The sequence below is a fragment of the Halomonas sp. SpR8 genome, assembly GCF_031010195.1.
Lineage (GTDB): Bacteria > Pseudomonadota > Gammaproteobacteria > Pseudomonadales > Halomonadaceae > Vreelandella.
This window is the reverse complement of record NZ_JAUAMC010000002.1, coordinates 248,107-273,648: the sequence shown is the minus strand read 5'-3', so window position 1 is coordinate 273,648 and position 25,542 is coordinate 248,107. Positions and strand designations below refer to the sequence as shown.

The 25,542-nt window shown below is 54.1% G+C and carries 23 protein-coding genes; 13 read left to right on the top strand and 10 right to left on the bottom strand.

Going from position 1 to position 25,542, the window contains the following annotated elements:
• The first annotated feature begins 19 nt into the window (after positions 1-19).
• Positions 20-1,240, top strand: coding sequence for an MFS transporter (locus QT230_RS04620; protein WP_308320408.1), 1,221 nt, complete (start codon positions 20-22; stop codon positions 1,238-1,240).
• A 317-nt stretch (positions 1,241-1,557) separates the two neighbouring features.
• Here the strand turns inward: QT230_RS04620 and QT230_RS04615 are convergent, their stop codons facing one another.
• Positions 1,558-2,874, bottom strand: coding sequence for a type II toxin-antitoxin system HipA family toxin (locus QT230_RS04615; protein WP_308320407.1), 1,317 nt, complete (start codon positions 2,872-2,874; stop codon positions 1,558-1,560).
• Positions 2,864-3,196 carry a helix-turn-helix transcriptional regulator gene (locus tag QT230_RS04610; protein WP_215090401.1) on the bottom strand — a complete coding sequence of 111 codons (333 nt, stop codon included), beginning with the start codon at positions 3,194-3,196 and terminating at the stop codon, positions 2,864-2,866. Before QT230_RS04610 ends, QT230_RS04615 begins: the two co-directional genes overlap by 11 nt.
• 364 nt (positions 3,197-3,560) lie before the next feature.
• On the opposite strand from QT230_RS04610, the gene QT230_RS04605 reads away from it, so the two are divergent.
• Positions 3,561-4,511: a DUF808 domain-containing protein gene (locus QT230_RS04605; protein WP_308320406.1), complete on the top strand. Its 951-nt coding sequence runs from the start codon at positions 3,561-3,563 to the stop codon at positions 4,509-4,511.
• A gap of 34 nt (positions 4,512-4,545) precedes the next feature.
• Here the strand turns inward: QT230_RS04605 and QT230_RS04600 are convergent, their stop codons facing one another.
• Entirely contained in the window at positions 4,546-5,466 is a 921-nt protein-coding gene (locus QT230_RS04600; RefSeq protein WP_308320405.1) for a DMT family transporter, read from the bottom strand.
• 93 nt (positions 5,467-5,559) lie between these two features.
• Between QT230_RS04600 and QT230_RS04595 the strand changes: the two genes are divergently transcribed.
• Positions 5,560-6,468 carry a LysR substrate-binding domain-containing protein gene (locus QT230_RS04595; protein ID WP_308320404.1) on the top strand — a complete coding sequence of 303 codons (909 nt, stop codon included), beginning with the start codon at positions 5,560-5,562 and terminating at the stop codon, positions 6,466-6,468.
• 328 nt (positions 6,469-6,796) lie between these two features.
• Here QT230_RS04595 and QT230_RS04590 read toward each other — a convergent pair whose 3' ends face one another.
• Positions 6,797-7,849 carry a LysR family transcriptional regulator gene (locus tag QT230_RS04590; RefSeq protein WP_308320403.1) on the bottom strand — a complete coding sequence of 351 codons (1,053 nt, stop codon included), beginning with the start codon at positions 7,847-7,849 and terminating at the stop codon, positions 6,797-6,799.
• A gap of 51 nt (positions 7,850-7,900) precedes the next feature.
• On the opposite strand from QT230_RS04590, the gene QT230_RS04585 reads away from it, so the two are divergent.
• Positions 7,901-8,932 (top strand): alcohol dehydrogenase catalytic domain-containing protein, encoded by a 1,032-nt coding sequence (locus QT230_RS04585; protein WP_308320402.1) that lies wholly within the window; start codon positions 7,901-7,903, stop codon positions 8,930-8,932.
• 505 nt (positions 8,933-9,437) lie between these two features.
• A complete protein-coding gene (locus tag QT230_RS04580) occupies positions 9,438-10,388 on the top strand; it encodes a DUF808 domain-containing protein (RefSeq protein ID WP_308320401.1) in 951 nt (316 codons plus the stop codon).
• 118 nt (positions 10,389-10,506) lie between these two features.
• Here the strand turns inward: QT230_RS04580 and QT230_RS04575 are convergent, their stop codons facing one another.
• Entirely contained in the window at positions 10,507-10,941 is a 435-nt protein-coding gene (locus tag QT230_RS04575; RefSeq protein WP_308320400.1) for a cupin domain-containing protein, read from the bottom strand.
• A 133-nt stretch (positions 10,942-11,074) separates the two neighbouring features.
• Here QT230_RS04575 and QT230_RS04570 point away from each other — a divergent pair, with 133 nt between their 5' ends.
• The 4 genes from QT230_RS04570 (at position 11,075) to QT230_RS04555 (ending at position 15,088) form a co-directional block, all read left to right on the top strand.
• Positions 11,075-11,953 carry a LysR family transcriptional regulator gene (locus QT230_RS04570; RefSeq protein WP_308320399.1) on the top strand — a complete coding sequence of 293 codons (879 nt, stop codon included), beginning with the start codon at positions 11,075-11,077 and terminating at the stop codon, positions 11,951-11,953.
• A 389-nt stretch (positions 11,954-12,342) separates the two neighbouring features.
• The gene (locus QT230_RS04565) at positions 12,343-13,332 is read left to right on the top strand and encodes a virulence protein RhuM/Fic/DOC family protein (protein ID WP_308320398.1); all 990 of its coding nucleotides are present in this window, start codon (positions 12,343-12,345) and stop codon (positions 13,330-13,332) included.
• A gap of 24 nt (positions 13,333-13,356) precedes the next feature.
• Positions 13,357-13,923: a hypothetical protein gene (locus QT230_RS04560; RefSeq protein WP_374694441.1), complete on the top strand. Its 567-nt coding sequence runs from the start codon at positions 13,357-13,359 to the stop codon at positions 13,921-13,923.
• A gap of 370 nt (positions 13,924-14,293) precedes the next feature.
• Positions 14,294-15,088 carry a PhzF family phenazine biosynthesis protein gene (locus QT230_RS04555; protein ID WP_308320396.1) on the top strand — a complete coding sequence of 265 codons (795 nt, stop codon included), beginning with the start codon at positions 14,294-14,296 and terminating at the stop codon, positions 15,086-15,088.
• A 33-nt stretch (positions 15,089-15,121) separates the two neighbouring features.
• On the opposite strand, the gene QT230_RS04550 is transcribed toward QT230_RS04555, so the two are convergent.
• A complete protein-coding gene (locus tag QT230_RS04550; protein ID WP_308320395.1) occupies positions 15,122-15,895 on the bottom strand; it encodes a helix-turn-helix transcriptional regulator in 774 nt (257 codons plus the stop codon).
• Between the two features lie 292 nt (positions 15,896-16,187).
• Positions 16,188-17,171, bottom strand: a complete 984-nt coding sequence (locus QT230_RS04545) for an NADPH:quinone reductase (RefSeq protein WP_308320394.1) — start codon at positions 17,169-17,171, stop codon at positions 16,188-16,190.
• 153 nt (positions 17,172-17,324) lie between these two features.
• Here QT230_RS04545 and QT230_RS04540 point away from each other — a divergent pair, with 153 nt between their 5' ends.
• Positions 17,325-17,681: a helix-turn-helix domain-containing protein gene (locus QT230_RS04540; RefSeq protein WP_308320393.1), complete on the top strand. Its 357-nt coding sequence runs from the start codon at positions 17,325-17,327 to the stop codon at positions 17,679-17,681.
• Positions 17,682-17,929: 248 nt separating this feature from the next.
• Here QT230_RS04540 and QT230_RS04535 read toward each other — a convergent pair whose 3' ends face one another.
• Complete coding sequence (locus tag QT230_RS04535) at positions 17,930-18,220, bottom strand: hypothetical protein (RefSeq protein ID WP_308320392.1); 291 nt, start codon at positions 18,218-18,220, stop codon at positions 17,930-17,932.
• Positions 18,221-18,327: 107 nt separating this feature from the next.
• Between QT230_RS04535 and QT230_RS04530 the strand changes: the two genes are divergently transcribed.
• On the top strand, positions 18,328-19,137 hold the full coding sequence (locus QT230_RS04530; RefSeq protein WP_308320391.1) for a sulfite exporter TauE/SafE family protein: 810 nt from the start codon (positions 18,328-18,330) through the stop codon (positions 19,135-19,137).
• A 103-nt stretch (positions 19,138-19,240) separates the two neighbouring features.
• On the opposite strand, the gene QT230_RS04525 is transcribed toward QT230_RS04530, so the two are convergent.
• Positions 19,241-20,320, bottom strand: a complete 1,080-nt coding sequence (locus QT230_RS04525) for an ATP-binding protein (RefSeq protein WP_308320389.1) — start codon at positions 20,318-20,320, stop codon at positions 19,241-19,243.
• Complete coding sequence (locus QT230_RS04520; RefSeq protein WP_308320388.1) at positions 20,317-21,075, bottom strand: response regulator; 759 nt, start codon at positions 21,073-21,075, stop codon at positions 20,317-20,319. Before QT230_RS04520 ends, QT230_RS04525 begins: the two co-directional genes overlap by 4 nt.
• Positions 21,076-21,235: 160 nt before the next feature.
• Here QT230_RS04520 and QT230_RS04515 point away from each other — a divergent pair, with 160 nt between their 5' ends.
• Together QT230_RS04515 and QT230_RS04510 are read left to right on the top strand one after the other, a co-directional pair.
• Entirely contained in the window at positions 21,236-22,396 is a 1,161-nt protein-coding gene (locus QT230_RS04515; protein WP_308320387.1) for an efflux RND transporter periplasmic adaptor subunit, read from the top strand.
• 18 nt (positions 22,397-22,414) lie between these two features.
• The gene (locus QT230_RS04510; protein ID WP_308320385.1) at positions 22,415-25,519 is read left to right on the top strand and encodes a multidrug efflux RND transporter permease subunit; all 3,105 of its coding nucleotides are present in this window, start codon (positions 22,415-22,417) and stop codon (positions 25,517-25,519) included.
• The last annotated feature ends 23 nt before the right edge of the window (positions 25,520-25,542 follow it).

Genomic DNA, 25,542 nt, shown 5'->3' with positions numbered 1-25,542 from the left:
CTTCGAAAGGGTATTTTTTGTGGACTACTCATCTATTCAGGCGGAATCGGCTGCGACCGATAAGCTTCCCATGTCCGCACTGTTGGCCTTGGCCATGACGGGCTTTATCTGCATCGTGACAGAAACTCTACCTGCGGGATTATTACCTCAAATCAGTGGCGGTCTCGGGATTAGCCAAGCGTTGGCAGGTCAAATGGTGACGGCGTATGCGCTGGGGTCGTTGTTAGCAGCGATTCCGTTGACGATTGCTACGCGTGGTTGGCGGCGACGTAACGTCTTGCTGCTCACCATTATCGGGTTCTTCGTTTTTAACTCGGTCACGGCGCTGTCCAGTTCCTATGGCCTAACGTTAGTTGCCCGCTTCTTTGCGGGTGTTGCCGCCGGATTGGCTTGGAGTCTTCTCGCTGGTTATGCGAGACGGATGGTCGCTCCGCATCAGCAAGGGCGTGCAATGGCCGTAGCGATGGTCGGAATCCCGATTGCGTTGTCGCTAGGGGTGCCTCTTGGAACCTACATGGGTTCGGTCGCTGGCTGGCGTACCGCTTTCTGGGTCATGTCCGCTTTGACGCTTATGTTGACTGTATGGGTCATTGCTAAGGTTCCAGACTATCCTGGACAGTCCGCCAGCGAGCGTATGCCATTGCGAAAAGTCTTTACGACACCTGGCGTGCGGCCAGTGCTTGGAGTGGTCTTAACGTGGATGCTGGCCCACAATATTCTTTACACCTACATTGCGCCGTTTGTGGGGGCAGTGGGACTCGGCGAACGGATTGATCTGGTGCTATTAACCTTTGGTGCTGCGTCGCTTGTCGGCATCTGGATTGCGGGAAAACTCGTGGACAGCCATTTGCGGGTCACAGTACTCGCAAGCCTTACCGCCTTCGCGATAACCGCCTTCATCTTTGGTTTGAATACTCAAAATCCTGTTGTCGTCTACATCGGCGTTGTGATTTGGGGCGTCACCTTCGGCGGTGCTGCCACACTGCTGCAAACCGCGTTGGCCGATACTGCTGGAAGTGGCGCCGATGTGGCGCTTTCCATGAATGTGGTGACATGGAACGCTGCGATTGCTGGCGGTGGAGTAGCTGGCGGTATGCTTCTTAATTCATGGGGTGTCGGTGCTTTCCCCTGGGCTCTGGTGGTCTTGCTTGGCGCCGCCTTCATCATCGCTTGCGCGGCTAGTTCACATGCTTTCAAACCGGGCCGCCGAAATGGAGAAACCCAGGTTGTTGGGCATTGAATCTGGGTTGCTGGACTTTCGCCATCTTCGATGCTCTGGCCATCGTTGAAGCGGCAGGCTTGGCGCTAGATGAAGTGGCGACGCTACGCATTGAAGGTAAGCGCTGACACTGATTTCATTTCCGTATTCCCGCTTCACGCATGAAACGAAAGGGCAGTCCAAGTGACTGCCCTCTCTATTCTATGAATACACCTCACTGGCCTGTGAGCCGAATAAAAATCTTAATCGGCTCATAATATGATTTGAATAGATAGGCAATCGGCTCATCTGTATTTCGGAACAGCGCAACTGGTCGCCTTTTTAACCGAGTAACTTTTTTAACAGAGCAACTGCGCCCGTGCAGACTCAAAGCCTTCACGTAGCGCGCTATGTTCGGCCCCCAGGCCTTCAATGCAATAGCTGTTCAAAAACTGCCGACCGACAAAGAGCTTCCGGTCGGTCTCGGTCAGTTTGGCTTCCTCGCAGAGCTCCTTCCATTCACTGGCAATCGTTGCGAGTTGGTTATCGATGATGCTCTTGGCTTCTTTTTCATTGAGCAAGAAATCAGGCGCGGCCGTGAGACAGTTATGCAGCGTACTCATACGGTTTTCACCCTTGATCAGCATTGCCTGTGTCGCCTCGTTGCCGGTTCTCCCTTGTGGGCAGATATCATAGGCAGGGGTCAAGGTAAGCATCTCGCCGTCCCAGAATGCGGCATGGTTGCGAGCATGGTCGTCCGTATTGCCGCATAGGATATTAAAAACGATCCGTCCGTACAGCTCTTTCAGCGTTTCCTTTGGCTTGGTGAAGCGGTGACGGATGATCTCAGCAAGATCTTCATAAGACGCATAGCGCGCCATCATTTCGTCAAGGCCGAGCATCGTCAGAGCCGACACCATTGCTCTGCGCTGCCAGCCAGCCTCTGATTTGAGGCGGTCAAAGCGTTCTATGAGCAGCACGTCTTTGCCAGCAGCCGCGATCATCGAGACAGGGGCAACATTGAGGTTACACAAAGCCGCGAGCTTCATGGCGATAAATTCCGCCTTCACGACGCTGTAAATGTCCGTGCTTGAAGAGAACTTGGCGATTGTTTTGTGTTCGCCGTTATCGATCAGGGCTTTGGGGCGGGCGCCGCCGATCGATGTTCCGTGGTTCAACGCCTGATCGAGCGCGGGTGTCAGTGGGGCGCCTTGCTCGATCCGTTCGGCTGCTTCCAGCAATTCCTCATAGGATGCTTCTGCTTTGAGGCGGGGAACGTATTCCGTGGCGGAATGCTGAAAATCGAGTGCACCGATTCGATCCGATCCCGACTCAAGCAAGTAGGTGAGTTCGTTGATGTCGCTGGTTTCGGTCTCGGCGGCCTTAGCGCCCATCAGACGATTGATGATAACCCTGCGGCCCCAAGCATCAGGCGAGCCATCACGAAGGCAACTGGCCATTGCCAAGCCCGCGGCCGGTTCGATCAGGCCGCGGCGGAGCGGAAGCTCTGAGTCATAGATGGGTATCGCGGCATCACGCTCCAAATAGCTGGCGCCATAGTTGAAGCCATAGTTGTTCCCGTTCTGTGTGATGCGGCCGGCCACGACGGGGTGCGTTTCTCCCGGCAGCCAAAGCCAGACATAGGCCTCTTTGTGGTCAGTAAGCTTAGAAATCATCATCGACCTCCTGCTTACTATGGCGGACGCTCTTAGGTAGCAGCGTTAGTTTTTCTTCTAGATGGGCGTTGTTCATCGCGAGTGTCCGTTCGTCAACATCGAACAAACGGACGCCGACGAGTGCGGCAACCTCGAAGACGGTGCCGATCTCAGAACCGGCTTCGCCATTTTCGATATTGCGGAGGGTTCTTCGGGTGATGCCTGCGCGTTCCGACAGTTCGGTAGCCGTAAGTTTGCGCTCCAAACGGCCAGCCTTGATCAACTTGCCGAGGATCGAGAGCGCCTGTTTTGTGACGCGAGAGTAGCTGCGTGCCCGTTTCATTGCCGTACCATTTTTTGAGTATTTTAAGACCCTTAAGGATCTTTGTGAGCTTTTAACTGCTCATTATGGGCAAGCTTTGGTAATGTGCCAAGCTGATAAGTCATTTATAAACCTTAAAGAACCCATAGGGCACTTTAAATGCTCGTGGTCGAGGTTGAGATGAAAAGACGTATTCATAAACTTACCTGCACTTTATCGGTTGGAGTCTTACCTACCATCACAATGCTTCTAGAGCATATCGATAGTTGCCAATATCGAAGCAGCATCGCTGGGCTATCGTGCCCGGTAACTACTCTTATTGGTGCTCTTACCCAGCCTCTTTGTGCTCTACTATCTGCACCTGTTATTCACAAAGGAAGCATTCATGGCCATAGGCGGCTTAATAGGATTACTGGATGACATCGCCGCATTGGCGAAGTTGTCCGCGGCATCACTGGATGATGTCAGTGCCGCCGCTGGGCGTGCAACGGCGAAGGCGGCCGGGGTGGTGGTCGATGATACGGCGGTGACGCCGCAATATTTGCAGGGGGTAACCGCTGAGCGGGAACTGGCGATTGTGAAGAAGATCGCGCTGGGCTCGATTCGCAACAAGCTGCTTTTTATCCTGCCGGTGGCGCTGGTGCTGAATTACTTTTTGGCCTCTCTATTGCCAATTATCCTGATGGTGGGCGGCGCCTACCTGGCCTTTGAGGGCGCTGAGAAGGTGTGGCATAAGCTCTCCGGCGGGCATGATGACGAAAAGCCAGCGGTAGAAAAGGGCCCGGAAGCCGAGAAAAAGATCGTGAGTGGTGCCGTTCGAACCGACCTGATTCTTTCCGCCGAAATCATGGTGATCGCGCTTGCCACGGTCTCCCATCAGGGATTCTGGTCGCAGTTGACGAGCTTGGTGGTGGTGGCGCTTGTTATCACACTTCTTGTGTATGGCGTGGTGGCGCTGTTGGTCAAAATGGACGATATCGGCCTGAAGCTTGCCCAGCGGGATAACTCGGCAATGCAGACACTGGGCCGTGCTCTGGTGACGGCCATGCCCAAGGTGCTAGCGATCATCTCGGTCGTGGGAACCGTCGCTATGCTCTGGGTGGGTGGGCATATCCTGATGGCCAATCTGGGTGCCGATGGTACGGGTTGGTTTAACGCGCCCTATGAGTGGGTACACCATGTTGAGAATGGCATTGGCGAGGTGACCGGTGCCTTGGGCGGCATGCTGGGCTGGAGCTTCAATACGCTGTGTTCTGCGGTGATTGGCTTTTTGGTGGGCTCGGTGGTGGTGGGGGTGCTGCACCTCGTTCCAAATAAGAAGGCGCATGCCGAGTAGGTGTGGGCGGCGAAGAAGTAAACAGACATATCGATTAGCGCCGCTGTTGCCGCAACACCATCACCCCTGCGAGTAAGATCATGCCCATACCCAGCCAAGTCATGGCGTCGGGCACTTCGCTGAATAGCAGATAGCCCCAAAGGCAGGCAAAGATGAGGTAGGCGTAATCAAAGGTGCCGATCAACGCCGAAGGGGCAATTTGATAGGCCCTTGCCACGCCGGTATTCACAATGATCAGCAATAGCGCGTAGGCACCCACGATCAATAGCGCTGTGGCGTCTAGCGGTTGCCAACCGGCGAACAGGAATGGCGCGCGTTCAGCGAGCGATGTGGTGCTTTTTATTGCGACCAGCACACTGAAGAGGCTACCTGCCGCCAGGAAGGACAGACTCAATCCCAGGGTCAGAAGTAAGGGGTGCTCTCTTTGGCAGTGGTGGCGAGTGACCAACATTGCTAGCGCATAAAAGAGGGCGGCAAGCACGGGTAGCAGTGTGGCAGGCGTAAAGGTGTCGCCGCCGGGGCGCAACACCACTACTACGCCCAGGAAACCGCAGAAGATGCCCAGCCACGCCTGGCGTGAAAGATGCTCGCCCGCCCCAAAAGCAGCCAGCACGGCAATGAACAGCGGCGTGGTGTAAATGGCGACCGCCGCCACCGAGAGCGGAATCAGTGGGAGTGCTGCGTAATAGGCTATCCACATCAGCAACAGAAGCAGGCTTCTTATCGCCACCCAGCGGCGTGATTTTACCTTGGGGCGGGGGCCTGCATGGCCAATGATTAACCCTAACAGTATCGGCAGCGATACTGATGACCCGATGACATAGAGTTGCCATAGCGACATACTGGCACTCAGATACTTAACCAGGGCGTCGGTCAATGCCAGCAGAAAGACAGCCCCCACGATAAGGCTTATGCCCTGTAGGATATTATCTTCGTGTTCAGGGAGAGCCTTCATTGCAGCATTCCAGTGACGAATTCCGCTCTAGGATGCCGCTGCCGCTAGCAGTGCTTCAAACGACTTCTGCGTCACAATGCATGAGCTCAAATTATGGATAACTTCATCAAGTCTCTTCCGCCGCTGGCGACTCTGCGCCCCTTTGAGGCTGCCGCCAGGCTGGAAAGCTTTTCGCGTGCGGCGGATGAGCTCCACCTGACTCAGGCGGCTATCAGTCGACAGATTCGTGCATTGGAAGAAGATCTTGGCGTGTTGCTGTTCGAGCGCCGAAATCGCGGGGTCTTTCTTACCCGTGAGGGGCGTGAGTTTGGTCGTACGGTTTCCCAGGCCCTGGAAAGTATTGCCACGGGGGCTCAGGGGCTGCGTGGCGACCCCGATGATAAACGCGTCGTGCTGTTCTGCCAGTTATGCGAAGCGTTCTATTGGCTGATGCCACAGCTGGCTGACTTTAACCGGCGCTACCCGGAGATTGAGATTCAACTGGCCACCTCTACACGGCCAATTACCGAATTTAGTGGCAGCTTCGATATAGCGCTGCAAACCAACGGACGGCCCAGCGGGAGCCATCGATTGGTGTTTACCGCTAAGGACGAGATATTTCCGGTCTGCAGCCCGGCTTACCTGAATGGGGTTTCAACGCCGCTGAGTCTCGATAGTTTGCTTAGCCATCGCTTACTTCATCACCACGCTGAACCGGCAGACTGGTTGGAGTGGGATGGCTGGTTTCGTGCCATGGGGCACTTTGATATTTCACTCGACAAGAGTGGCGTTTTTGATAGCTATCCGTTGCTACTTCAAGCGGCTGTCGCAGGGCACGGTATTGCCCTGGGGTGGCGTCGAACTACGCAGCGTCTGATCGAAAGTGGAGAGCTGATCCGCCCAGTGGGAGAGAGCTTACCCCAGCATGATGCCATCGCCCTATACACACGCGAGGGTGCGTCCCAACGCCCAGGCAGCGAAGCGTTGCTTGGCTGGCTGCGTGAGGTGCTGAGTCGTAAGTGACACTAGGCTTTGCATGAAACTTACAAACAGCCTATCAGATAATGGTTGCACCAGCCGGTATGCGCACCGTCTCCATCTTTGTCTTTGGGCAGTTGGAGCAGGGGGGCCTGGTGTGGGTATAGCAATGAGCGCAGTGGCAATATTAACCACCACAGCGTTGCTGGTGGCCTTGACCGCCTTTAGCCGAAGACGGTTGCCGATAGCAGATTAGTTGTATCATTTGATCTTTATAATATCTCGCAGATTGGCAGACGATAACTCGAATGAACATGCAGCAACCGGACGATGTACGATACGACTTGGCTCCTTGCGGAGAGTACCCCTGACGTTATGAATTTCTTATCTTGCGAGTTAGCGTATCGATTAGTGCGCGTAGGGCTGATGAAACATGGCGGTGACCCGAGTAGTAAAGACACAATCCCGGATACGCCGGGCACCAGTCTTCCAGAACTCGTTCGAGGCGACCGTCGTGCAGTGCTTCTGCCGCAAGATGGTCGGGCACGAAAGCAATGCCGATTCCATCGATTGCAGCCTCCACCATCAACGGCTGATCGCTCAACGTCAGGGGGCCTGTAGTATTGATCCTTTCGACGATCCCCTGTCGTTCAAACTCCCAACGGTAGATCGCGCCACTTTCAAAGCGAAAGCGGATGCAGTCGTGACTATAGAGATCCTGCGGCACGATTGGGCGTTTTCGCTGTTTGAAGTAGTCTGGAGAAGCAACTGCCGCGAATCTCACCTGTCCCATGACGGGTACCGCCACCATGTCTTTTGGTACCGCTTCTGCCAATCGAATACCGACATCAAAGCCGCCTGCCACGATGTCGCTGAGTTTGCCATCACTGACGATGTCGAGATGTACCTGAGGGTGCTTACGCAGAAAGCTCGCAAGTATAGGCCTTAGGACTAAGCGAATGGCCCCTTCACTTGCATTGATGCGCACCGTACCGCTCGGAGGCTGGTCACTGCCGTCCAGTTCTTGGATAGCTGCTTCTATCGAGTCCATGGCCGGACGTAGTTTCGCCGCAAGGCGTTCTCCCGCCTCTGTCAAGGAGACGCTGCGAGTCGTTCGATTGAAAAGCCGAACGTTCAACCGTAGCTCGAGAACTTTGATTGAATGGCTGATCGCCGAGGGGGTCATGTTAAGTTCGATGGCCGCGTGACGGAAACTTCGATGGTTCGCGACTGCCAGAAATACGCTGAATGCCGGCAGATCGGTGCCTTTTAATTGGTGAATTACTTTCATCTTATCATCAAATATTAAGCGGATTGTTTTGATTATAAAGGTACCATAAGCTGAATCTGTTAGTGTGAAAAACGACAGCTCACCGTTGAGAACCATCCCGTCAGGCGATCGCTTGAAAACCTTACTGATCGCCAACTTCTTTCGCCGTCGGGATACTTCAACGCACCAAATGTAAAGGTGAAGACGATGAAAATGAAGGCAATCGTGATGACGGGGCCCAATCAGCCCTGGGAAGTTCAAGAAGTTCCCATTCCTAAGGTTGAGCCGGGACAAGTTCTGGTGAAAGTTCACGCCTCGGGAATGTGTTACACGGATGTGTGGGCGACTCAAGGTTATGGTGGTGATATCTATCCTCAAACGCCGGGACACGAAGTTGTCGGCGAGATTGTCGAAGTCGGCGCTGGGGTGCGTACTCGCAGGGTAGGAGATCGGGTCGGCACGACCTGGGTGCAGTCCGCGTGCGGACGTTGCCCTTACTGCCGAGAAAGCCGTCCTCTGACCGGGCAGACTGCGATGAATTGCGACGAGCCCCGCACTACGGGATTCGCAGCACAAGGAGGCCATGCGGAGTACATTGCTATCTCGGCCGAAGGGACAGTGTTGTTGCCCGATGGCCTGGAGTATGTAGATGCCGCCCCGATGATGTGTGCGGGGTATACCACCTGGAGCGGTCTGCGTGATGCTGCGCCGCAGCCGCGCGAGAAAATCGCTGTTGTAGGCATTGGCGGCTTGGGACACATGGCTTTGCAGTTATCCAAAGCGTGTGGATTTGAGACCATAGCTATTACACATTCACCGGACAAGCGAGAACTGGCCATCCAACTGGGAGCTGACCAAGTCGTTGCCAATGGCAAAGAGCTTCGAGATATTGGCGGTGCGGACATCCTGCTTGTCACCACCAACCATTTCAGTTCGGCGGAAGAAGCGATCAACGGACTAAGAGTGGACGGCCGAGTGGTACTCTGCGGACTCGACTTTACAAAGCCGTTCTCGATCTCATCCGATGGCGTGCCGTTCCACATGATGCGACAGAAAGTGATCGGTTCGACACATGGGGGACAACATTACCTCAGTGAGGTGCTTGACTTTGTAGCAAAAGGTAAAGTTAAGCCGATTGTCGAGACCTTCTCGCTCGATCAGGCAACCGAAGCATATGATCGTCTTGTATCCGGTAATATGCGATTCCGTGGCGTGTTTATCCCCTCACAGGGTAACTGACGGACGAAGCGGTTCGTGAGGTACTGCAGAAAGCAGAACTTTTAATCAGAAAAACTTCCCGTACCGCTTGTGTCCTTTATTCCCGTAGAAAAGAGTATCCCCGTAGAAAAGAGGCGAAAGTTGTCGCCTCTTATTTAGTCTTGCGAGGCCGCACCGTTATGGTGATCGGCCTCGTTTGTCATTTAAGCGATTTCAGCATCCTAATGACGGTACAACGCTGCTGGAGCAGTTGCCGGGATGTCATGCGCTCGTACGGCGGAGAAATTGCATATAAGTTAAGTGCTAATCTGCTTTAATTTCCGCATTCCCGGTTCACGCATAGAACGGAAGGGCAGTCCGAGTGACTGCCCTTGCTGTGTAATCACACCTCACTATCCAAGTTCATCGGCGTTGGGTTGTTCAACTTCTTGAGCGAGGTGGGGATGCGTACCTCAACACCTGTTTAAGGCAACCTAGCCGCTTTGTGCTCTACTATCTGCACCTGTTATTCACAAAGGAAGCATTCATGGCCATAGGCGGCTTAATAGGATTACTGGATGACATCGCCGCATTGGCAAAGTTGTCGGCAGCATCACTGGATGATGTCAGTGCCGCCGCTGGGCGTGCAACGGCGAAGGCGGCCGGGGTGGTGGTCGATGATACGGCGGTGACGCCGCAATATTTGCAGGGGGTAACAGCGGAGCGTGAACTGGCGATTGTGAAAAAGATCGCGTTGGGGTCAATCCGCAACAAGCTGATTTTTATCCTGCCGGTGGCGCTGCTGCTGAATCACTTTTTTGCCTCTCTCTTGCCAATTATCCTGATGGTGGGCGGCGCCTACCTGGCCTTTGAGGGCGCAGAGAAGGTCTGGCATAAGCTCTCCGGCGGGCATGATGACGAAAAGCCAGCGGTAGAAAAGGGCCCGGAAGCCGAGAAAAAGATCGTGAGTGGTGCCGTTCGAACCGACCTGATTCTTTCCGCCGAAATCATGGTGATCGCGCTTGCCACGGTCTCCCATCAAGGGGTCTGGTCGCAGTTGGCGAGCCTGGTGGTAGTCGCGTTTGTCATCACACTTCTTGTGTATGGCGTGGTGGCGCTGTTGGTCAAGATGGATGATATCGGCCTGACGCTTGCCCAGCGGGATAACTCGGCAATGCAGACACTGGGCCGTGCTCTGGTGACGGCCATGCCCAAGGTGCTAGTGATCATCTCGGTCGTGGGAACCGTCGCTATGCTCTGGGTGGGTGGGCATATCCTGATGGCCAATCTGGGTGCCGATGGAACGGGCTGGTTTAACGCGCCCTATGAGTGGGTACACCATGTTGAGCATGGCATTGGCGAGGCGACCGGCGCCTTGGGGGGCATGCTGGGCTGGAGCTTCAATACGCTGTGCTCTGCGGTGATTGGCTTTTTGGTGGGCTCGGTTGTTGTGGGAGGGCTACACTTCATTCCCACCAAGAAGGCGCATGTCGCATAGGTGTGGGCCTTGAAGTGCGCATGCAATCTCTCGCGAAGCAACCACTTTGTCGATCATTGCCTTAACTGCGCGGTCGACATTAGTGGTTGCGAAACGGCTTAGTGTCTGAGGTTTAGACTTATAATGTCACTAGCAATTGCTGGCGGTTGCGTTCGCAAACCTCCATCACTTGTTTGGGATCATGAGGAGTGGCTAGGGCGGCCATCTCTTTGAAGAAATCGACATGTCGGGACGGGCTGGAGACCAGCATGATGGTAGCCATTGTTTCTCCGATGTTTTTGAAGCCGTGCTTGTCTCCTTTCTTGACCATGGCGCTATCGCCGGTTTGCAGATTCCACACCTCGTCAGCTGCGTAGAATTCGAAACTGCCACCGATGATTTTGAAGAACTTATATTCATCGAAGGAAATATGCAAAGGAGCGCCCATCTGAGGCGCCACGCGCATCTCTATAACATTGAATAAGCCTTCGGCATCGTCTTGGGTTACCAGGAGATCGCAGGACATCCCAGAAAAATTAGTCTGTTCCGGCTCGATAACTCGTTTGGTTTGCATTTGATTTACCTCCGCTCAAGGGTTGTGTTTTTAGGATTTACGGGAGGTAGTGTATTCGGCTATTTTTGAACAAGTTACCGTTTAATGATGTTTTTAGTGTCCATTTTATTGGACAGTTGGTGAGTGCGATTTTGTGGATCTGAACCAAATAAGAACGTTCGTAGAGGTTGTGAGGGCCGGGAGCTTCGCAGCAGCTGCTCGAGCATTAGGTTTACCTCGCTCAACTATCAGTGCCCGTATCAATGCGCTGGAAGATCACCTGGGTACGCGCTTGTTCAAGCGAACCACGCGCGTCGTTACGTTAACCGTGGACGGCAAGATGCTTTACGAAAGCACGTCTTTGTCCATTGATGCTCTTGTGGCTTCCGAAGAAAAAATCGGTCGAGGGGCAGGGAGGTTCAAAAGGACGCTTCGGATTAGCGTCCCGGCAGAATATCCACAACAACAGCTCGCTTTATCACTGTTGGATTTCATCGTGAAGCACCCTGAAATAAACATCGAGGCGCAAGTTACTAACCGGGTGACCGCGTTGGTGGAAGAAAACATCGACCTTGCACTCCGAGTCGGAGTGCCTGATAGCGAATCTATTGTGATACGACGTCTCGGAGATTTTTCTGCGGTGCTTGTGGCGAGTCCTGATTATCTGAAAGCGTCGTCTGTGCCATTGCGAACGGAAACACTCGCGGAGCATATGCTGAACAGCTATTTCGTCGAAGATGATCCATCCAGAGAGTCATCGCTTACGTTCTTGACGTTGGGCGGGAGGAATGCTCGCATAAAAACCAATAGCTTGGAGCTGTTGCGCCAAGTATGCCTGTCAGGAGGCGGCATCGCTTATCTGCCACTGCCAATTTGCAAGAACGACCTTGCGGAGGGAAAACTGGTAACCCTTGATATAGACGAACCGAAACTGGCGCAACAGCATAGGTTGTATATGGCTTTCCCTTCCCACAAAGATATATTGCCAGCAGTAGGGGCGCTGGCCGAACATTTCGTGAAAACCTTGGGGTGAGTAGCGTTTTGCTTGGATGATTGTCTTTTGAAGCAACACCGCTCGCAGGTGTGCCAAGGTGTGTGAAGAAGCAGTTCCGCAGGTTACTCATCATTGCTTAATCGTTTCTCCCACTTGTTTGGCTTCCTGACAAGCCATGAGCCGAATAGAAACCATAATCGGCTCATGTATCTCTGAGATCCGGGCTTTGTGAGATTGCTTGAGGTCAACGGTTTTTTGTATCTTCTTTCGACTGTATGAATAAACAGTTTTCTGTTAAGGTTTACTTAATCTCTAATGATAAGCGCGCTCGAGTAATCGCTCTGGTAGGCAAAAGTGAATGTTGCTGCATTAAGTGATGCTTGCTTTAGGGATGCATAAGGCTCGATGTAAACCTGGAGGCAACACTTATGAATGACCAGCAGATACAAATATTCACCAGCGAAGACGGGCAAGCACACCTAGAGGTGACGCTGGAGCAGGAGACCGTTTGGTTAAGTCAAGCGCAGATGTGTGAATTGTTTGGACGCGAGCGTTCGGTTATTACAAAGCACATTCGCAACGTTTTTAAAGAGGGTGAGCTGGAGCGAAATTCAGTATGTGCAAATTTTGCACATACTGCCGAAGATGGCAAAACGTATCAGGTTGATCACTTCAATCTTGATGTCATCATCTCAGTTGGCTACCGCGTGAAATCTCAGCGTGGTGTACAGTTCCGCAAGTGGGCTACAGATGTACTCAAGCAATATCTTGTTCAAGGCTACACCCTGAATCAACGCCGTTTGACCGAGCGTGGCATAGAGTTCGAACAGGCGTTAAAACTGCTCAGCCGAACCTTGACCAATCAAGGCTTGGTAACCTCAGAAGGCGAGGCCGTAGCGAGTGTGATTAGCGACTACGCACGCTCATGGAGCTTGCTGCAAGGCTACGATGAGCAGCAATTAACCGAGCTAAGCATTAAGCAGCCCGGTATGCACTCGCTGGAATTGGAAGAAGCCTTGAGAGCCATTGGTGAGTTAAAGCAAACCTTAATCGCCAAAGGCGAGGCAACCGAACTATTTGGGCAGGTGAGGGGCGATGGTTTGACATCAGCCTTGGCCACCATTGAACAGGGCTTTGGCGACGAACTGTTTTACCCCAACGTGGCCACCCGTGCGGCGCACCTGCTTTACTTCGTGATCAAAAACCATCCATTGGCCGATGGAAATAAGCGCTGTGGTTCGTTTCTATTTCTATGGTACCTGCGCCGCAACGAGGCACTGCTGGCCCGGCCTGTCGAGCAACTGATCAATGACAACACCTTGGTGGCGTTAGCGCTGTTAGTGGCTGAAAGCTTGCCTGATCAGAAAACATTGATGATTCGGCTGATTGAGCATTTCATACTACTGAAAGAAGAATGAAGCTATCGATACTGAGGCAGTGCTGTGATTCAACTCCATGCAACACATAAACTATACGAGCGCTTACCGCTAAATAGTGACGGTCAGTTTAATGTAACGCCACGAACGGAATGGATTTACAAGCAACCGCTGCTAGATATCAACCCGTTAAGCCATTGGCATGGGAATTTAGTAACGTTGCAGCGGCGCAATTGCGTACTACTGGTGCACGATAAAACTCGCTTCCCATTGGTATTGCCTGCGCTTACAAAACCTGATTTCGTGGAGTTAAATGACCGTTTTGATGATGCACTGATGAACACTTTGCTCAAATGTGGTGCGGATGAGAGTCATATGGAGGCTGCCCACCGTTATTTACGCCCTTTACAGGTGGATACCCAGTGCAGCCGCTCTGTACAAGGCACGCTTAACCGAATGAAGGAGGAGTTTGAACACCTCTTGCATTATGACCAACTGAATGTGGCTGAAATGACAGGCTATAACGCGGGTGCCTGGCTGGCAGAGTCGCCGCGCACGGTAAAAGGCCGAGGGTATCTATGGCCACGTAAAGAGATGATGGGTTTACTGTCGAGATTGGCGAGTCGTGAGTAAATAGCAACTGCTAAGAATTTCTTGGTAGTTCGCCAAGAGGCACAGCTAGAGAGGGACGAAACTATCCGGAAATTCCGGTTCGTTCTCCAAGAGGGTAAACGTCAGGTTCAGAGTGAAACTCAGTATTACAGCTTGGATGTCATTGTTTCAGTTGTTACCGATTAAAGTCCCATCGCGCCGTGCAGTTCCGCAAGCGGGCTACTCAGATGCTACACCCTAAACTAGCGGCGTTTAACCGAGCATGATATAGAGTTCGAGCAGGAGGTGAGCTTGCTCAGCCGAACCTTGACTAATTAAGACTTGGTATCATCGTGAACAGGTTTAGCGCCGCCCCCGAAGTGACCTCTGAAGTTAGATAAGGCCGTTTGTTATGAACATTGATCTTTACCAAGTAGATGCGTTTGCCTCTAAGCCCTTTGAGGGCAATCCTGCGGCAGTTTGCCCGCTGGAAGTGTGGCTGGATGATGCGCTGTTACAGGCCATTGCCACGGAGAACAACCTGTCCGAAACGGCCTTTTTTGTGCCGACTGAATCCAGCTATCATCTGCGCTGGTTTACCCCTTCTGTGGAAGTGGATTTATGCGGCCATGCCACGTTGGCGGCGGCGTGGGTGATTTTTAATGCATTAGGCGATAGCTCAGAAATACTGCAATTTCAGACCCGCAGTGGGCAGCTATTAGTAAAGCGTGAGGGTGACGAGCTGGCGATGGACTTCCCCGCTAAAACGCTTGAACCCTTGGCAATGCACACTGAGGTAGCGGCAGCGCTCGGCGGTGTCGCGATTGAGGAACTGCTGATCTCTGACGATATCGTGGTGGTGATTAATGATGCGTCGTTGATCGAATCGTTAGCGCCGGATATGCAGCAGCTTAAACAGTTGCCGGGGCGGGGCATAGCCGTCACCGCTAAAGGTGATGATGTGGATTTTGTTTCCCGTTGGTTTGGCCCCAAGGTGGGCGTGGAAGAAGACCCGGTGACCGGCTCGGCCCATACGTCGCTTGCACCCTATTGGGCGACACGCTTAGGCAAGCAAACCCTAACCGCACGCCAGGGTGGCGCCCGCAAAGGCGCGCTGAGCTGCATCGTGGAAGGCGAGCGGGTGATCATCAAAGGCCGCGTGGCGCCTTATCTTAAAGGGGTCATCACGTTGCCGAAGGGTAACTGAAAAAAGCTAGGTATGTTGGGGCAGATCTGCCTGTTAGCGATTAGCCGCCCGGACGAAGGCCGTTGGGGATTGGCCGAGCACCTTGCGAAACATGCTGGAGAAGGCGGCCGGGCTGTCGTAGCCAAGTTCCAGCGCGGTTCGGGTAACGGAACTGCCGGATAGCAGCCTGGGAATAGCCGCCATCAGACAGGCCTGCTGGCGCCATATCGCAAAGGACATACCGGTCTGCTGACGGAACAGGCGGTTAAATGTGCGCTGGCTGCGATGTAACTGCCGGGCCCACTCTTCTGGAAGGCTGTGAATGTTCGGCTGGCCAAGAAACTCTCTGCACAGTGTGGCTAACTGAGGCTCGTGGGGCAGGGGCGCAAACAGCGGCAGCGATGTAGCCAGTTGGAGCTCGTGCAGGAGTAGTTGTGCCAGGGCGCCATCGCGCCCGCTTTCATCATAAAGTGCGGGTACGCTGGCGGAAGCCAGTAGTAGGTGATGCAAGAGAGGCGTCACGACCAGCACCTCACAGTTGCGAGAGGCGCGTGGCGCTGCGTCGGGCTCGATATACAGGCTTCGTGTGCTAACCCCGTTCATGCGTACCTGATGGCGCTTGCCCGCAGGCAGCCAGACGCCGCTGAAAGGTGGCACCATCCAGGTGCCGTCATCCGTGTCGACTTCCATAAGACCTGTCATCCCATAAAGAAACTGGGCGCGACGATGAGTATGAAAGTCGAGCAGTGTGCCGGGGCTGTAATCAGTGCCGATGGCCACCAGGGGCCGTGCTACATCGTCTACGTCTGACAGGGGAATATTGAGCATTGTCGTCAACCTGGCCGAAACACAATGATTATTGTCCAAATGATGAGGGTCGGCCAACTTCTGCCGTCATATAGTGCCTGCTATTGCGTTTCTTCAGGAGAATGGCGGTGTATAGCTTACTGCTTCTTTGTGGCGGGTTGGCGAGAGTTACCACTGTGTTGTTTGGTTTTGGTGGTGGGTTTGTGGTGGTTCCCTTGCTGTATACCTTGCTGATTTCCGCCCATGGGCCGGATAGTGGTATCGGCCAAGCAGCCATGCATATCGCGGTGGCTACTTCGACCGCGTTGTCAGCTCACATGTGTATAAGAACCTTGCCTATAACGTTGGACGATTCCAATGCCTCGTGAGCATCCACTACATTCCGCAAAGGCATGTTTAAACCAATTTTTGGCGAGTAGTATCCGGCCTCAAGACACGAGTTGATATCCGCTATAGCAGCTTGTTTCAACTCATCGGGTACATTGTAGATATACACGAAACGGAAGACACAGCCATGCATCATGGCCTTCAACAATGGAATGGAAAGCTCATCCATTGCATTAGCGGTTGCATAGGCACTTATAACCCCTCCTTGGGACAAACAGGCCAAGTTGATGTCAAGATTGGGCTTCAAAGCGACATCGACAATATGGTCAACGCCAAGTCCTTCTGTGGCTTCCAAAACAATACTCGCAACATCTGCCGACTTTCGGTCGATCACTAGATCTGCGCCATTTTCTTCGGCTACGGTGGCTTGTTCAGTGTTCATTACCGTTGTTGAAACCCATGCGCCGGCCCATTTTGCCAATAGAATTGCTGCTGTTCCGACCACGCCGGCTCCTCCATGAACCAGCACTCGCCGACCTTCTAGGTTGCCATCGGAAAACAGGCAGCGGTGAGCTGTTAGCGCCGGAATCCCAAGCGAAGCACCTACTTCAAATGAGGTCGTATCCGGCAAGTGAACCGCCTGACGCGAAGGAACCACAACGAACTCTGCTGCCGTGCCTGTCGCTCGACCGTATTGTGCTTCGTATACCCAAACCCGCTCGCCAAGCCTATCCGTTGGCACGTTCGCGCCAACGGCATCAATAACCCCTGCGCCATCTTGATGGGGAATGATGCGCGGATAAGGCATTTCTGCGGAGAAACCAGTTCGCGCCTTGACATCGGTTGGGTTTAGTCCGGAAACATGAATGCGGACGCGCACCTCGTCTGTCCCTGGTTCTGGTGCCGGCAATTCACCGACTTTCAGCACATCACGAGCGCTGCCTAGGGCTTCATAGTAAGCTGCTTTCATCAGGGTGCTCCATCAAGCTTTTCAGGTAAAAGAGCGCAGCACAGCACTAGCTGCTGCGAAAGAGATATTCTAGATACTAGGTGTGAGATTGAAAAGTAGGCACATATTTGATATATAGGGATATATTTTATACTAATGGCGGGTGTATAACGGATGAAGAAGCAAGAAGCTCATGAGTATCGGTGCACTGTTGAAGCGACCGTTGCTGTTGCTGGCGGCAAATGGAAACCGCTGATCATTTACTATCTACTCAGCGGAACCAAACGATTTGGAGAGCTTCGCAAGCTTATCGGTGGCGTCACGCAACGGTCGTTGACATTGCAACTTCGAGAGCTTGAATCGCACGGTATTATCTCTCGAGAAGTGTTTGCCGAAGTTCCCCCACGTGTCGAATATTCGCTTACCGAGCTTGGGCTGACTCTGGCCCCAGTGCTCAACGCCATGAAAGAGTGGGGAGATAACTATCTCTCTTGGCAAGACACCAACGGCAATAATACTCATATTAACTAACAGCCTCTTTTAAGCTTGGTAATTGATATGGCCAATCTGCGTTTCTTGGATCTCAATTTCCTGAACAAGCGTTCCTTGGCATGACGTTAAGGATATTCTGGCCAGTTGAACTAATAAGGTAGGTCGTCTCGTGTAAGGCAATGAAGGTTTCATCGAGCGATGACTGGACGCATGCCATAACGTTTGCAGCAGCGATGTGGCGGATCTCTGTTATAGCTATTTATTCGTCGACCATGTACCGATAGCGATTACGAGCACGACACCTGCCAGGGATATGAGCCCGCTAAAAAATCAATGGTGCTAACCCCGTTCATGCGTACCTGATGGTGCTTGCCCGCAGGCAGCCAGACGCCACTGAAAGGTGGCACCATCCAGGTACCGTCATCCGTGTCGACTTCCATAAGACCTGTCATCCCATAAAGAAACTGGGCGCGACGATGAGTATGAAAGTCGAGCAGTGTGCCGGGGCGGTAATCAGTGCCGATGGCCACCAGGGGGCGTGCTACATCGTCTACGTCTGACAGGGGAATATTAAGCATTGTCGTCAACCTGGCCGAAACACAATGATTATTGTCCAAATGACGAGGGTCGGCCAACTTCTGCCGTCATATAGTGCCTGCTATTGCGTTTCTTCAGGAGAATGGCGGTGTATAGCGTACTGCTTCTTTGTGGCGGGTTGGCGGGAGTTACCACTGTGTTGTTTGGTTTCGGTGGTGGGTTTGTCGTGGTTCCCTTGCTGTATACCCTGCTGATTTCCGTCCATGGGCTGGATAGCGGTATCGGTCAGGCGGCCATGCATATCGCGGTGGCTACTTCGACCGCGTTGATGGTGTTTGCTGCATCATTAGCGACTTGGCGTCATCACCGTCGACAGACTGTGCAATGGCATCTGGTGCGTCCCATGGTTGGCTATATCGCCATGGGGGCCGTGCTCGGAGCGGCAGCCGCCGTGTCGTTAAGTGGGGAGTGGGTGCGCTGGGCCTTTATCGGCTATCTGGGTATTACGATTCTGGATGCTGTGCTTCGGCCCGGTTTTCTGCACCAGGCGAGTGGTGATGTACGCCCCATGGGGCATCTGGTAACAGCGATGACGGGAACGTTCATCGGAGCGGTCGCCGCCTTGCTGGGTGTGGGCGGTAGCGTAATGACCGTACCGCTCATGCGCCGAAGAGGTGCCAGCATGACAGCGGCCACGGCAATGGCTAACCCGTTATCGTTGCCGATGGCGGTAAGTGGTACCGCAACATATGTGTTGCTGTCGGCAAGTGGCACCGCTTTTGGGGCCTGGTATGCGGGCTATGTGGATGTGCGTGCGTTGCTGGTGCTAGCGGTGGGCTCATGGCTCGGTATCCGCCTGGCGTCGATATGGATCGGACGCATCCCTGATCGCATCCATGCCGGGGTATACTTGCTACTGCTGACAATGGTGCTGGTGGTGATGGTTTTTGTGCGTTGAGTATTGCTTGCTCGGGGGATGCCTGTTTTGTGGATCGGGTCTTTATGGGGTGCAGGGTTTAAAGACGTAAAGTTGATTCATTTAGCAATCACGCGCTATGTGATCACGTACTGTGTGATTGAGAAGGCCAACGCAATTCGAAACAAGATCCACCCTCATCAGAGGGGTAACATCTGGCCTCGCCACGATGGGCTCTGGCAATAGCTGCCACCACCGCCAATCCGAGTCCACTTCCTCGCTTGTTTCCTTGCATATTATTGCCAGCATCCCGCGCATGCCGGAATGCTGTGAAAATATGAGAGGCATATTCCTGAGGAATACCTGGGCCGGAATCCACCACACGCAAAACACACCACCCGTCATCCTGGCGCGTTTGGATGATGAGTGACCCTGGTGATGCATGCTGGCGAACGTTTTCCAGCAGCGCAAGCAATGCCTGACGAATACGGACAGGATCGCAATACACGGCGCCAGATTGCAGATCAAGGGTCGGATAATGATTTGATGCATTTAGGGCATGCCTACAAAATTCTACGACTGATTCAATTTCAGTAGGAAGATCACATTTCTTGATCTCAAGGTTCAGATGGCCGCTGTCGGCCAAGCTCACGGCGCGAAGGTCTTCAATCAGTTGAGCCATGCCGTCGATTTGGGTAAGGAGGCTCATAAACTGGGGGGGGGCGGGGGGGAATACGCCTTCTGCCAAGCCTTGCAGGCGTCCGCGTAAAATAGTAACGGGCGTACGCAGCTCATGGGCAATAGCCGCATTCCAGAACGTCATTTCCTTGGACATACGCTGTAATTGGTCTGCCAAGGCATTGAAGTCGTTTGCCAAAACGGCGGCCTCGCCTAACGACCTATCACCCGTCATGGCGCGTGCGTCCAGGTCGCCTTGCGCGACGCGCCGCATGCTTTCTGTTACGGAGTTTAGCGGCACCAGAATGCGACGTGCCAAGTGAATGCCCACTATCACGGCGAACGCGAGCCCAACCAACGTAGTGCCAACGAGCCAAGCCCACTCGAGCCCCGACGGGAACATGTTTGGTTCGCTAATCGACCCCTGCCAAAAATGGAAGGTAATGAAATAGAAAACATAAGAGGTCACTACGACTAGCAGTGTTATGCCAAACGCCATCGCTGCCATTGTCAATGCGATTGTCCGACTCAATCCAATGAGTTTCATTCTGCTCCCCACAGCCGGTACCCGACACCGCGTATGCCAACGGGTATGCCTCTCACACCGAGGTCTTCCAGTTTTTTACGCAGCTTGCTTATATGGCTGTCGACAGTGCGTTCAAGTGCTTCACTTTCGGGTAGGCAGGCGGCCAACAACTCTGCGCGGGTGCAAACTTTTTTGGGTACGCGTGCAAGGTGCGTCAACAATCTGAATTCGGTGAGCGTCAACGCAAGGCTATGTGACTCTTCTCCCACCTGAACAAAGGCTTCGTGTTGTTCCAGGTCGATCTCAAAGGGCGGAACCCGGAGGACACGGGGTTGGTGGTTTGCATCAGCCATGGTGCGCCTTAACACTGCCTGAGCGCGTGCGACGACCTCAGCAGGGTTAAACGGCTTGACGACGTAGTCGTCGGCACCAAAGCGCAAACCCATCAGTTTATCGATGTCCTGATCCATGGCGGTCAACATGATGACGGGCGTCTCACCGCGGTGGCGAACCTCTGACAGTACCTGCCAACCATCCAGTTTAGGCATCTTTACATCAAGTAAGACGAGATCGGGTTTCATCGAAAAATGCATGTCCAATGCCTTGCGTCCATCTTCTGCGTAGATGGTTCGGAGGCCCGCACGTCTCAGATAAGCTTGCAGAATATCAGCGATCTCAGGCTCGTCTTCGGCGATGAGAACCAATGCTTGCAGGGCAGGAGGAGAACTTGGCGACTGATGAGTCGTGGACATGAAAGTGCCTAGTGAAACATTCATTGTGTTCTCCATCATATCTACACATACCGTCGACGTTAATACCACGCTACAGCGATATAGTCCCCTTCAATTCTATTGGTAGGCAAATGTTTGCCTATGTCTGCAGAAATTAAGTCTGCAGTAATTATGCCAGCAAGAACTATGCCTGAAGGGACGATGTATGACGATCCGATATATTTACCGCAATGGTGGCTTCTGTGCCTTGCTACTCACCTTGCTAACTGCCTGCGGGCCAGTTGAGCAAGAAGTAGCGCCGTCTCCTGCCCGAGTGTCTGTGGTTACCTTGGAACCCGTTAGATTGGAGCTGAGCGGAGACTTGCCGGCCCGGGTCGCCCCGTTTCAAGTGGCGGAAATTCGTCCGCAGGTTAGCGGGATCGTCCAACGTCGACTTTTCGAGCAGGGAACCGACGTGACTGCGACGCAGCCATTATTCGAAATCAACCCTGCGCCATTTCGAGCTGAAGTGGAAACGGCAGAGGCGGCGTTGCAGAAAGCCGAAGCCGAGCTTACCCATGCCCGTGCGCAGTCAGCGCGGTTGGAGCCGCTTGTCAGGGCAGAGTCGGTTAGCCGCCAGGCTTACGATGACGCCGTATCCAAAAGCCAGCAGGCCGCCGCTGAGGTGGCCCAAGCGCGTGCCACGCTGTCTCGCCGCCGTCTTGACTTGGAATTCTCCACGGTGGCGTCCCCCATTGCAGGCCGAATTGATCAGGCGTTGGTGACGGAGGGAACGCTGGTCGCCAGCAGTGATAGTACGCCCATGGCCCGTGTTCAGCAGATCGATAAGGTCTATGTGGATGTTCGGCGCTCGGTTTCCTCGCTCGAATCGCTTCAAGACGCGATAGCGGCGCAACCCTCCCTCGACAAAGGCTTGCCGGTCACGATCCTCGGCAGCAACGGTACGCCCTACGATGTCACCGGACGCATTCTTTTTTCGGGTATCAATGTGGATGCCAGCACAGGTGACCTTTTGCTGCGTGTACTCGTGGACAACCCCAATCGGCGCCTGCTGCCCGGTATGTTTGTGCGGGCCCGCGTGCCCTATGCAAGCTATGACAATGCGTTGACGGTGCCGCAACAGTCTGTGGTGCGCATCGGCGGTAAGCCCTACGTTTGGTTGATTGGTGCCAGCGACAAGGCATTGATGGTCTCAGTGGAGCTTGGTGAATTGGCGAACGGCAGTTATCGGGTGCAAGCGGGGGTGACAGCGGGACAGAGGATCGTCGTCGAGGGTATAGAGCGACTGGCGGATGGTATCGAAGTCAGCGCGACTGATTGGCATGTGTCATCGCCTCTTGAGGCTTCAGTGGCATCTTCTTATTAAGCTTCAGGAGTCTCCGTAATGCCCCAGTTCTTCATCCAGCGCCCAGTCTTCGCGTGGGTGGTCGCGCTGTTTATCATCCTCCTGGGCGTGATCGCCATTCCTCAGTTGCCGGTCGCTCACTACCCCTCGGTAGCGCCCCCGTCGGTGACCATCACTGCGACGTATCCCGGCGCCACACCGCAAACCATGAACGACGCCGTGCTCAGTCTCATCGAACGTGAGCTGTCCAGTGTCAAGAACCTGCTGTACTTCGAATCATCGGCCGATGCTTCGGGGTCGGCGTCTGTCATCGCCACATTCAAGCCAGGGACAAACCCGGAACTGGCCCAAGTGGATGTGCAGAATAGACTCAAGGCAGTCGAACCTCGGTTACCTCAGGCGGTTCGTCAGGATGGGTTGAGCGTAGAGTCAGCGTCATCCAGCTTTCTGATGATCGTGGGCCTGAATTCCGAGGATGGGCGCTTCGATGAGATCGCTCTGAACGACTATATGGCGCGTAATATCGTCGAGGAGCTGCGCCGCATTGACGGTGTTGGTCGTGTGCAACTGTTCGGTGCTGAGCAGGCAATGCGAATCTGGATAGAACCGGAGAAGCTGATTGCTTTCGACTTGTCGGTAAATGATCTCTCGACCGCGATCATGGAGCAGAACGCACCGATTGTACCGGGCAGCATCGGCGCGTCTCCGGCCTTACCCGGCCAAAAGGTATCCTCGCTGTTGACTGCACAGGGGCAATTGAGCACGCCGGAAGAGTTCGCTGCTATCGTACTTCGCGCTAATGTAGACGGCTCCAACGTGGTGTTGGGCGATGTGGCGCGAGTCGAGTTGGGCGCTCAATCCTACGGCTTCTCCAATCGTGAGGATGGCCAGCCAGCGACGGCGGCGGCCATACAGCTGGCACCCGGTGCCAATGCTGTCCGCACGGCGGAAAGTGTCCAGGCGCGCCTGGCTGAATTAAACCAGGCGCTACCCGCGGGCATGAGCTCATCGATCCCCTTTAATACGGCCCCGTTCGTTAAGGTTTCTATCGAGAAGGTCATCCATACCCTCATCGAGGCGATGGTACTGGTCTTCCTGGTGATGTTGCTGTTCCTACAGAACATCCGTTACACGCTGATTCCCGCACTGGTCGCGCCGATTGCGCTGTTGGGAACCTTCACGGTGATGCTGCTGGCAGGTTTCTCAATCAACGTTCTGACGATGTTTGGCATGGTGTTGGCGATTGGCATCATCGTCGATGACGCTATCGTGGTGGTCGAGAACGTTGAGCGCATCATGGCCAAAGAGGGATTGTCGCCAAAGGACGCCACCATCAAGGCGATGAAGGAGATCACTGGTGCGGTGGTGGGCATCACCCTGGTATTGACGGTGGTGTTTATTCCGATGGCCTTCTCGAGTGGCTCGGTCGGTGTGATCTATAAGCAATTCGCCCTGGCGATGGTGGTCTCGATTCTGTTCTCGGCGTTTCTGGCGTTAACGCTGACACCGGCGCTATGCGCAACCCTTCTCAAACCCATTAAATCGGGGCATCACGACAAAGGCGGCTTCTTCGGCTGGTTCAACCAAGCGCTTAAACGTATGACCGCTCGGTACGAATCGCGTGTGGGAAGATTAGTCGCCCGTAGTGGTCGGGTCATGCTGGTGTTTGTGGTCATCGCAGGCGTGCTGGTGCTCGCCTTCCGCCAGCTGCCTTCGGCTTTTCTGCCGGAAGAGGATCAAGGCTATTTCATGGCCAGTATCCAGTTACCTGCCAATGCGACAACCGAGCGTACCCTGGATGTCGTCAGGGCGTATGAGTCGTACGTCATGGCGCGCCCTGCAGTGGACGGCAATATGTCTATTTTGGGCTTCGGATTCTCCGGGTCTGGCGCGAATACGGCGCTGACGTTCACCACGCTAAAGGATTGGGGGCAGCGTGACGGTGCCACGGCGGCGAGTGAAGCGGAAGGAGTCCAGGGAGCCATGAGTCAACTGAACGAAGGGACGGTGATGAGTATGTTGCCGCCGGCCATTGATGAATTGGGCACCAAGTCCGGCTTTACGATGTTCTTACAGGATCGACGCAACCAGGGGCCGGCCGCCCTTAAGGCTGCCGAGACGACGCTGCTTGAACTGGCGGCGCAGAGCAAGGTAGTCAGCGACGTCTATTCCGACGGCCTTCCGGAAGGTGCGAGCATTCGTCTTGACATTGATCGTCAGAAAGCCGAAGCGCTCGGGGTATCGTTCGCCAACATTAGCGAAATCCTGTCTACCGCGATGGGATCCTCCTACATCAACGATTTCCCGAATGAGGGGCGGATGCAACAGGTGATTCTGCAAGCGGATGCGTCGGCACGTATGCAGGTCGACGACGTGCTCAAGCTACACGTGCGTAATAGCAGGGGAGGCATGGTGTCACTGTCAGAGGTGGTTACCCCGGTATGGGACGAAACACCGCTGCAAATGGTGCGCTACCTGGGCTACCCCGCCACCAGCATTTCCGGTAGTGCGGCGGCGGGGGCCTCCACCGGTGAAGCGATGGCTGAAATGGAACGTCTGGCGCAGCGACTTCCGCCCGGCTTCGCAGTGGCCTGGACGGGGCAATCCCTTCAGGAGCGGCAGTCCGCTGCCCAGGCACCCATGCTGGTTGCGCTGTCAATCCTGGCGGTGTTTCTGGTGTTAGCCGCTCTCTACGAGAGCTGGTCCATTCCGCTGTCGGTGATACTCGTTGTCCCGCTGGGGTTGCTGGGTGCGGTGGCTGCGATGCTGCTGCGAGACCTGCCTAACGATGTTTTCTTCAAAGTCGGTATGGTCACCGTGATCGGGTTGTCGGCGAAAAACGCGATCCTGATCGTTGAGTTTGCAAAACAGTTGCGTGAGCAAGGTAAGGGGCTGATGGAGGCCGCGGTGGAAGCCGCCAGCCTGCGCCTGCGCCCGATTCTGATGACCTCACTCGCTTTTGGCTTGGGGGTGGTGCCGCTGATGGTTGCGTTTGGCGCCAGTGCCAAAACCCAGCATGCGATAGGCACGGGGGTGTTCGGCGGCATGGTTAGCGGAACGCTTCTGGTGATTCTCTTCGTCCCGGTGTTCTTCGTTTTCGTGATGGGTCTTCAGGAGCGCGTTAATGGCTGGCGAACCCCATAACGGTAAGTTATATCCAATTATTC

What these genes read in the sequence shown, in the direction of transcription:
- QT230_RS04575 (WP_308320400.1), bottom strand. Translation starts at nt 10,941, where the DNA reads ATGCAAACCAAACGAGTTATCGAGCCGGAACAGACTAATTTTTCTGGG.
- QT230_RS04595 (WP_308320404.1), top strand. Translation starts at nt 5,560, where the DNA reads ATGGATAACTTCATCAAGTCTCTTCCGCCGCTGGCGACTCTGCGCCCC.
- QT230_RS04600 (WP_308320405.1), bottom strand. Translation starts at nt 5,466, where the DNA reads ATGAAGGCTCTCCCTGAACACGAAGATAATATCCTACAGGGCATAAGC.
- QT230_RS04585 (WP_308320402.1), top strand. Translation starts at nt 7,901, where the DNA reads ATGAAAATGAAGGCAATCGTGATGACGGGGCCCAATCAGCCCTGGGAA.
- QT230_RS04610 (WP_215090401.1), bottom strand. Translation starts at nt 3,196, where the DNA reads ATGAAACGGGCACGCAGCTACTCTCGCGTCACAAAACAGGCGCTCTCG.
- QT230_RS04550 (WP_308320395.1), bottom strand. Translation starts at nt 15,895, where the DNA reads ATGCTCAATATTCCCCTGTCAGACGTAGACGATGTAGCACGGCCCCTG.
- QT230_RS04615 (WP_308320407.1), bottom strand. Translation starts at nt 2,874, where the DNA reads ATGATTTCTAAGCTTACTGACCACAAAGAGGCCTATGTCTGGCTTTGG.
- QT230_RS04525 (WP_308320389.1), bottom strand. Translation starts at nt 20,320, where the DNA reads ATGAAACTCATTGGATTGAGTCGGACAATCGCATTGACAATGGCAGCG.
- QT230_RS04515 (WP_308320387.1), top strand. Translation starts at nt 21,236, where the DNA reads ATGACGATCCGATATATTTACCGCAATGGTGGCTTCTGTGCCTTGCTA.
- QT230_RS04545 (WP_308320394.1), bottom strand. Translation starts at nt 17,171, where the DNA reads ATGAAAGCAGCTTACTATGAAGCCCTAGGCAGCGCTCGTGATGTGCTG.
- QT230_RS04520 (WP_308320388.1), bottom strand. Translation starts at nt 21,075, where the DNA reads ATGAATGTTTCACTAGGCACTTTCATGTCCACGACTCATCAGTCGCCA.
- QT230_RS04540 (WP_308320393.1), top strand. Translation starts at nt 17,325, where the DNA reads ATGAAGAAGCAAGAAGCTCATGAGTATCGGTGCACTGTTGAAGCGACC.
- QT230_RS04535 (WP_308320392.1), bottom strand. Translation starts at nt 18,220, where the DNA reads ATGCTTAATATTCCCCTGTCAGACGTAGACGATGTAGCACGCCCCCTG.
- QT230_RS04510 (WP_308320385.1), top strand. Translation starts at nt 22,415, where the DNA reads ATGCCCCAGTTCTTCATCCAGCGCCCAGTCTTCGCGTGGGTGGTCGCG.
- QT230_RS04605 (WP_308320406.1), top strand. Translation starts at nt 3,561, where the DNA reads ATGGCCATAGGCGGCTTAATAGGATTACTGGATGACATCGCCGCATTG.
- QT230_RS04580 (WP_308320401.1), top strand. Translation starts at nt 9,438, where the DNA reads ATGGCCATAGGCGGCTTAATAGGATTACTGGATGACATCGCCGCATTG.
- QT230_RS04555 (WP_308320396.1), top strand. Translation starts at nt 14,294, where the DNA reads ATGAACATTGATCTTTACCAAGTAGATGCGTTTGCCTCTAAGCCCTTT.
- QT230_RS04565 (WP_308320398.1), top strand. Translation starts at nt 12,343, where the DNA reads ATGAATGACCAGCAGATACAAATATTCACCAGCGAAGACGGGCAAGCA.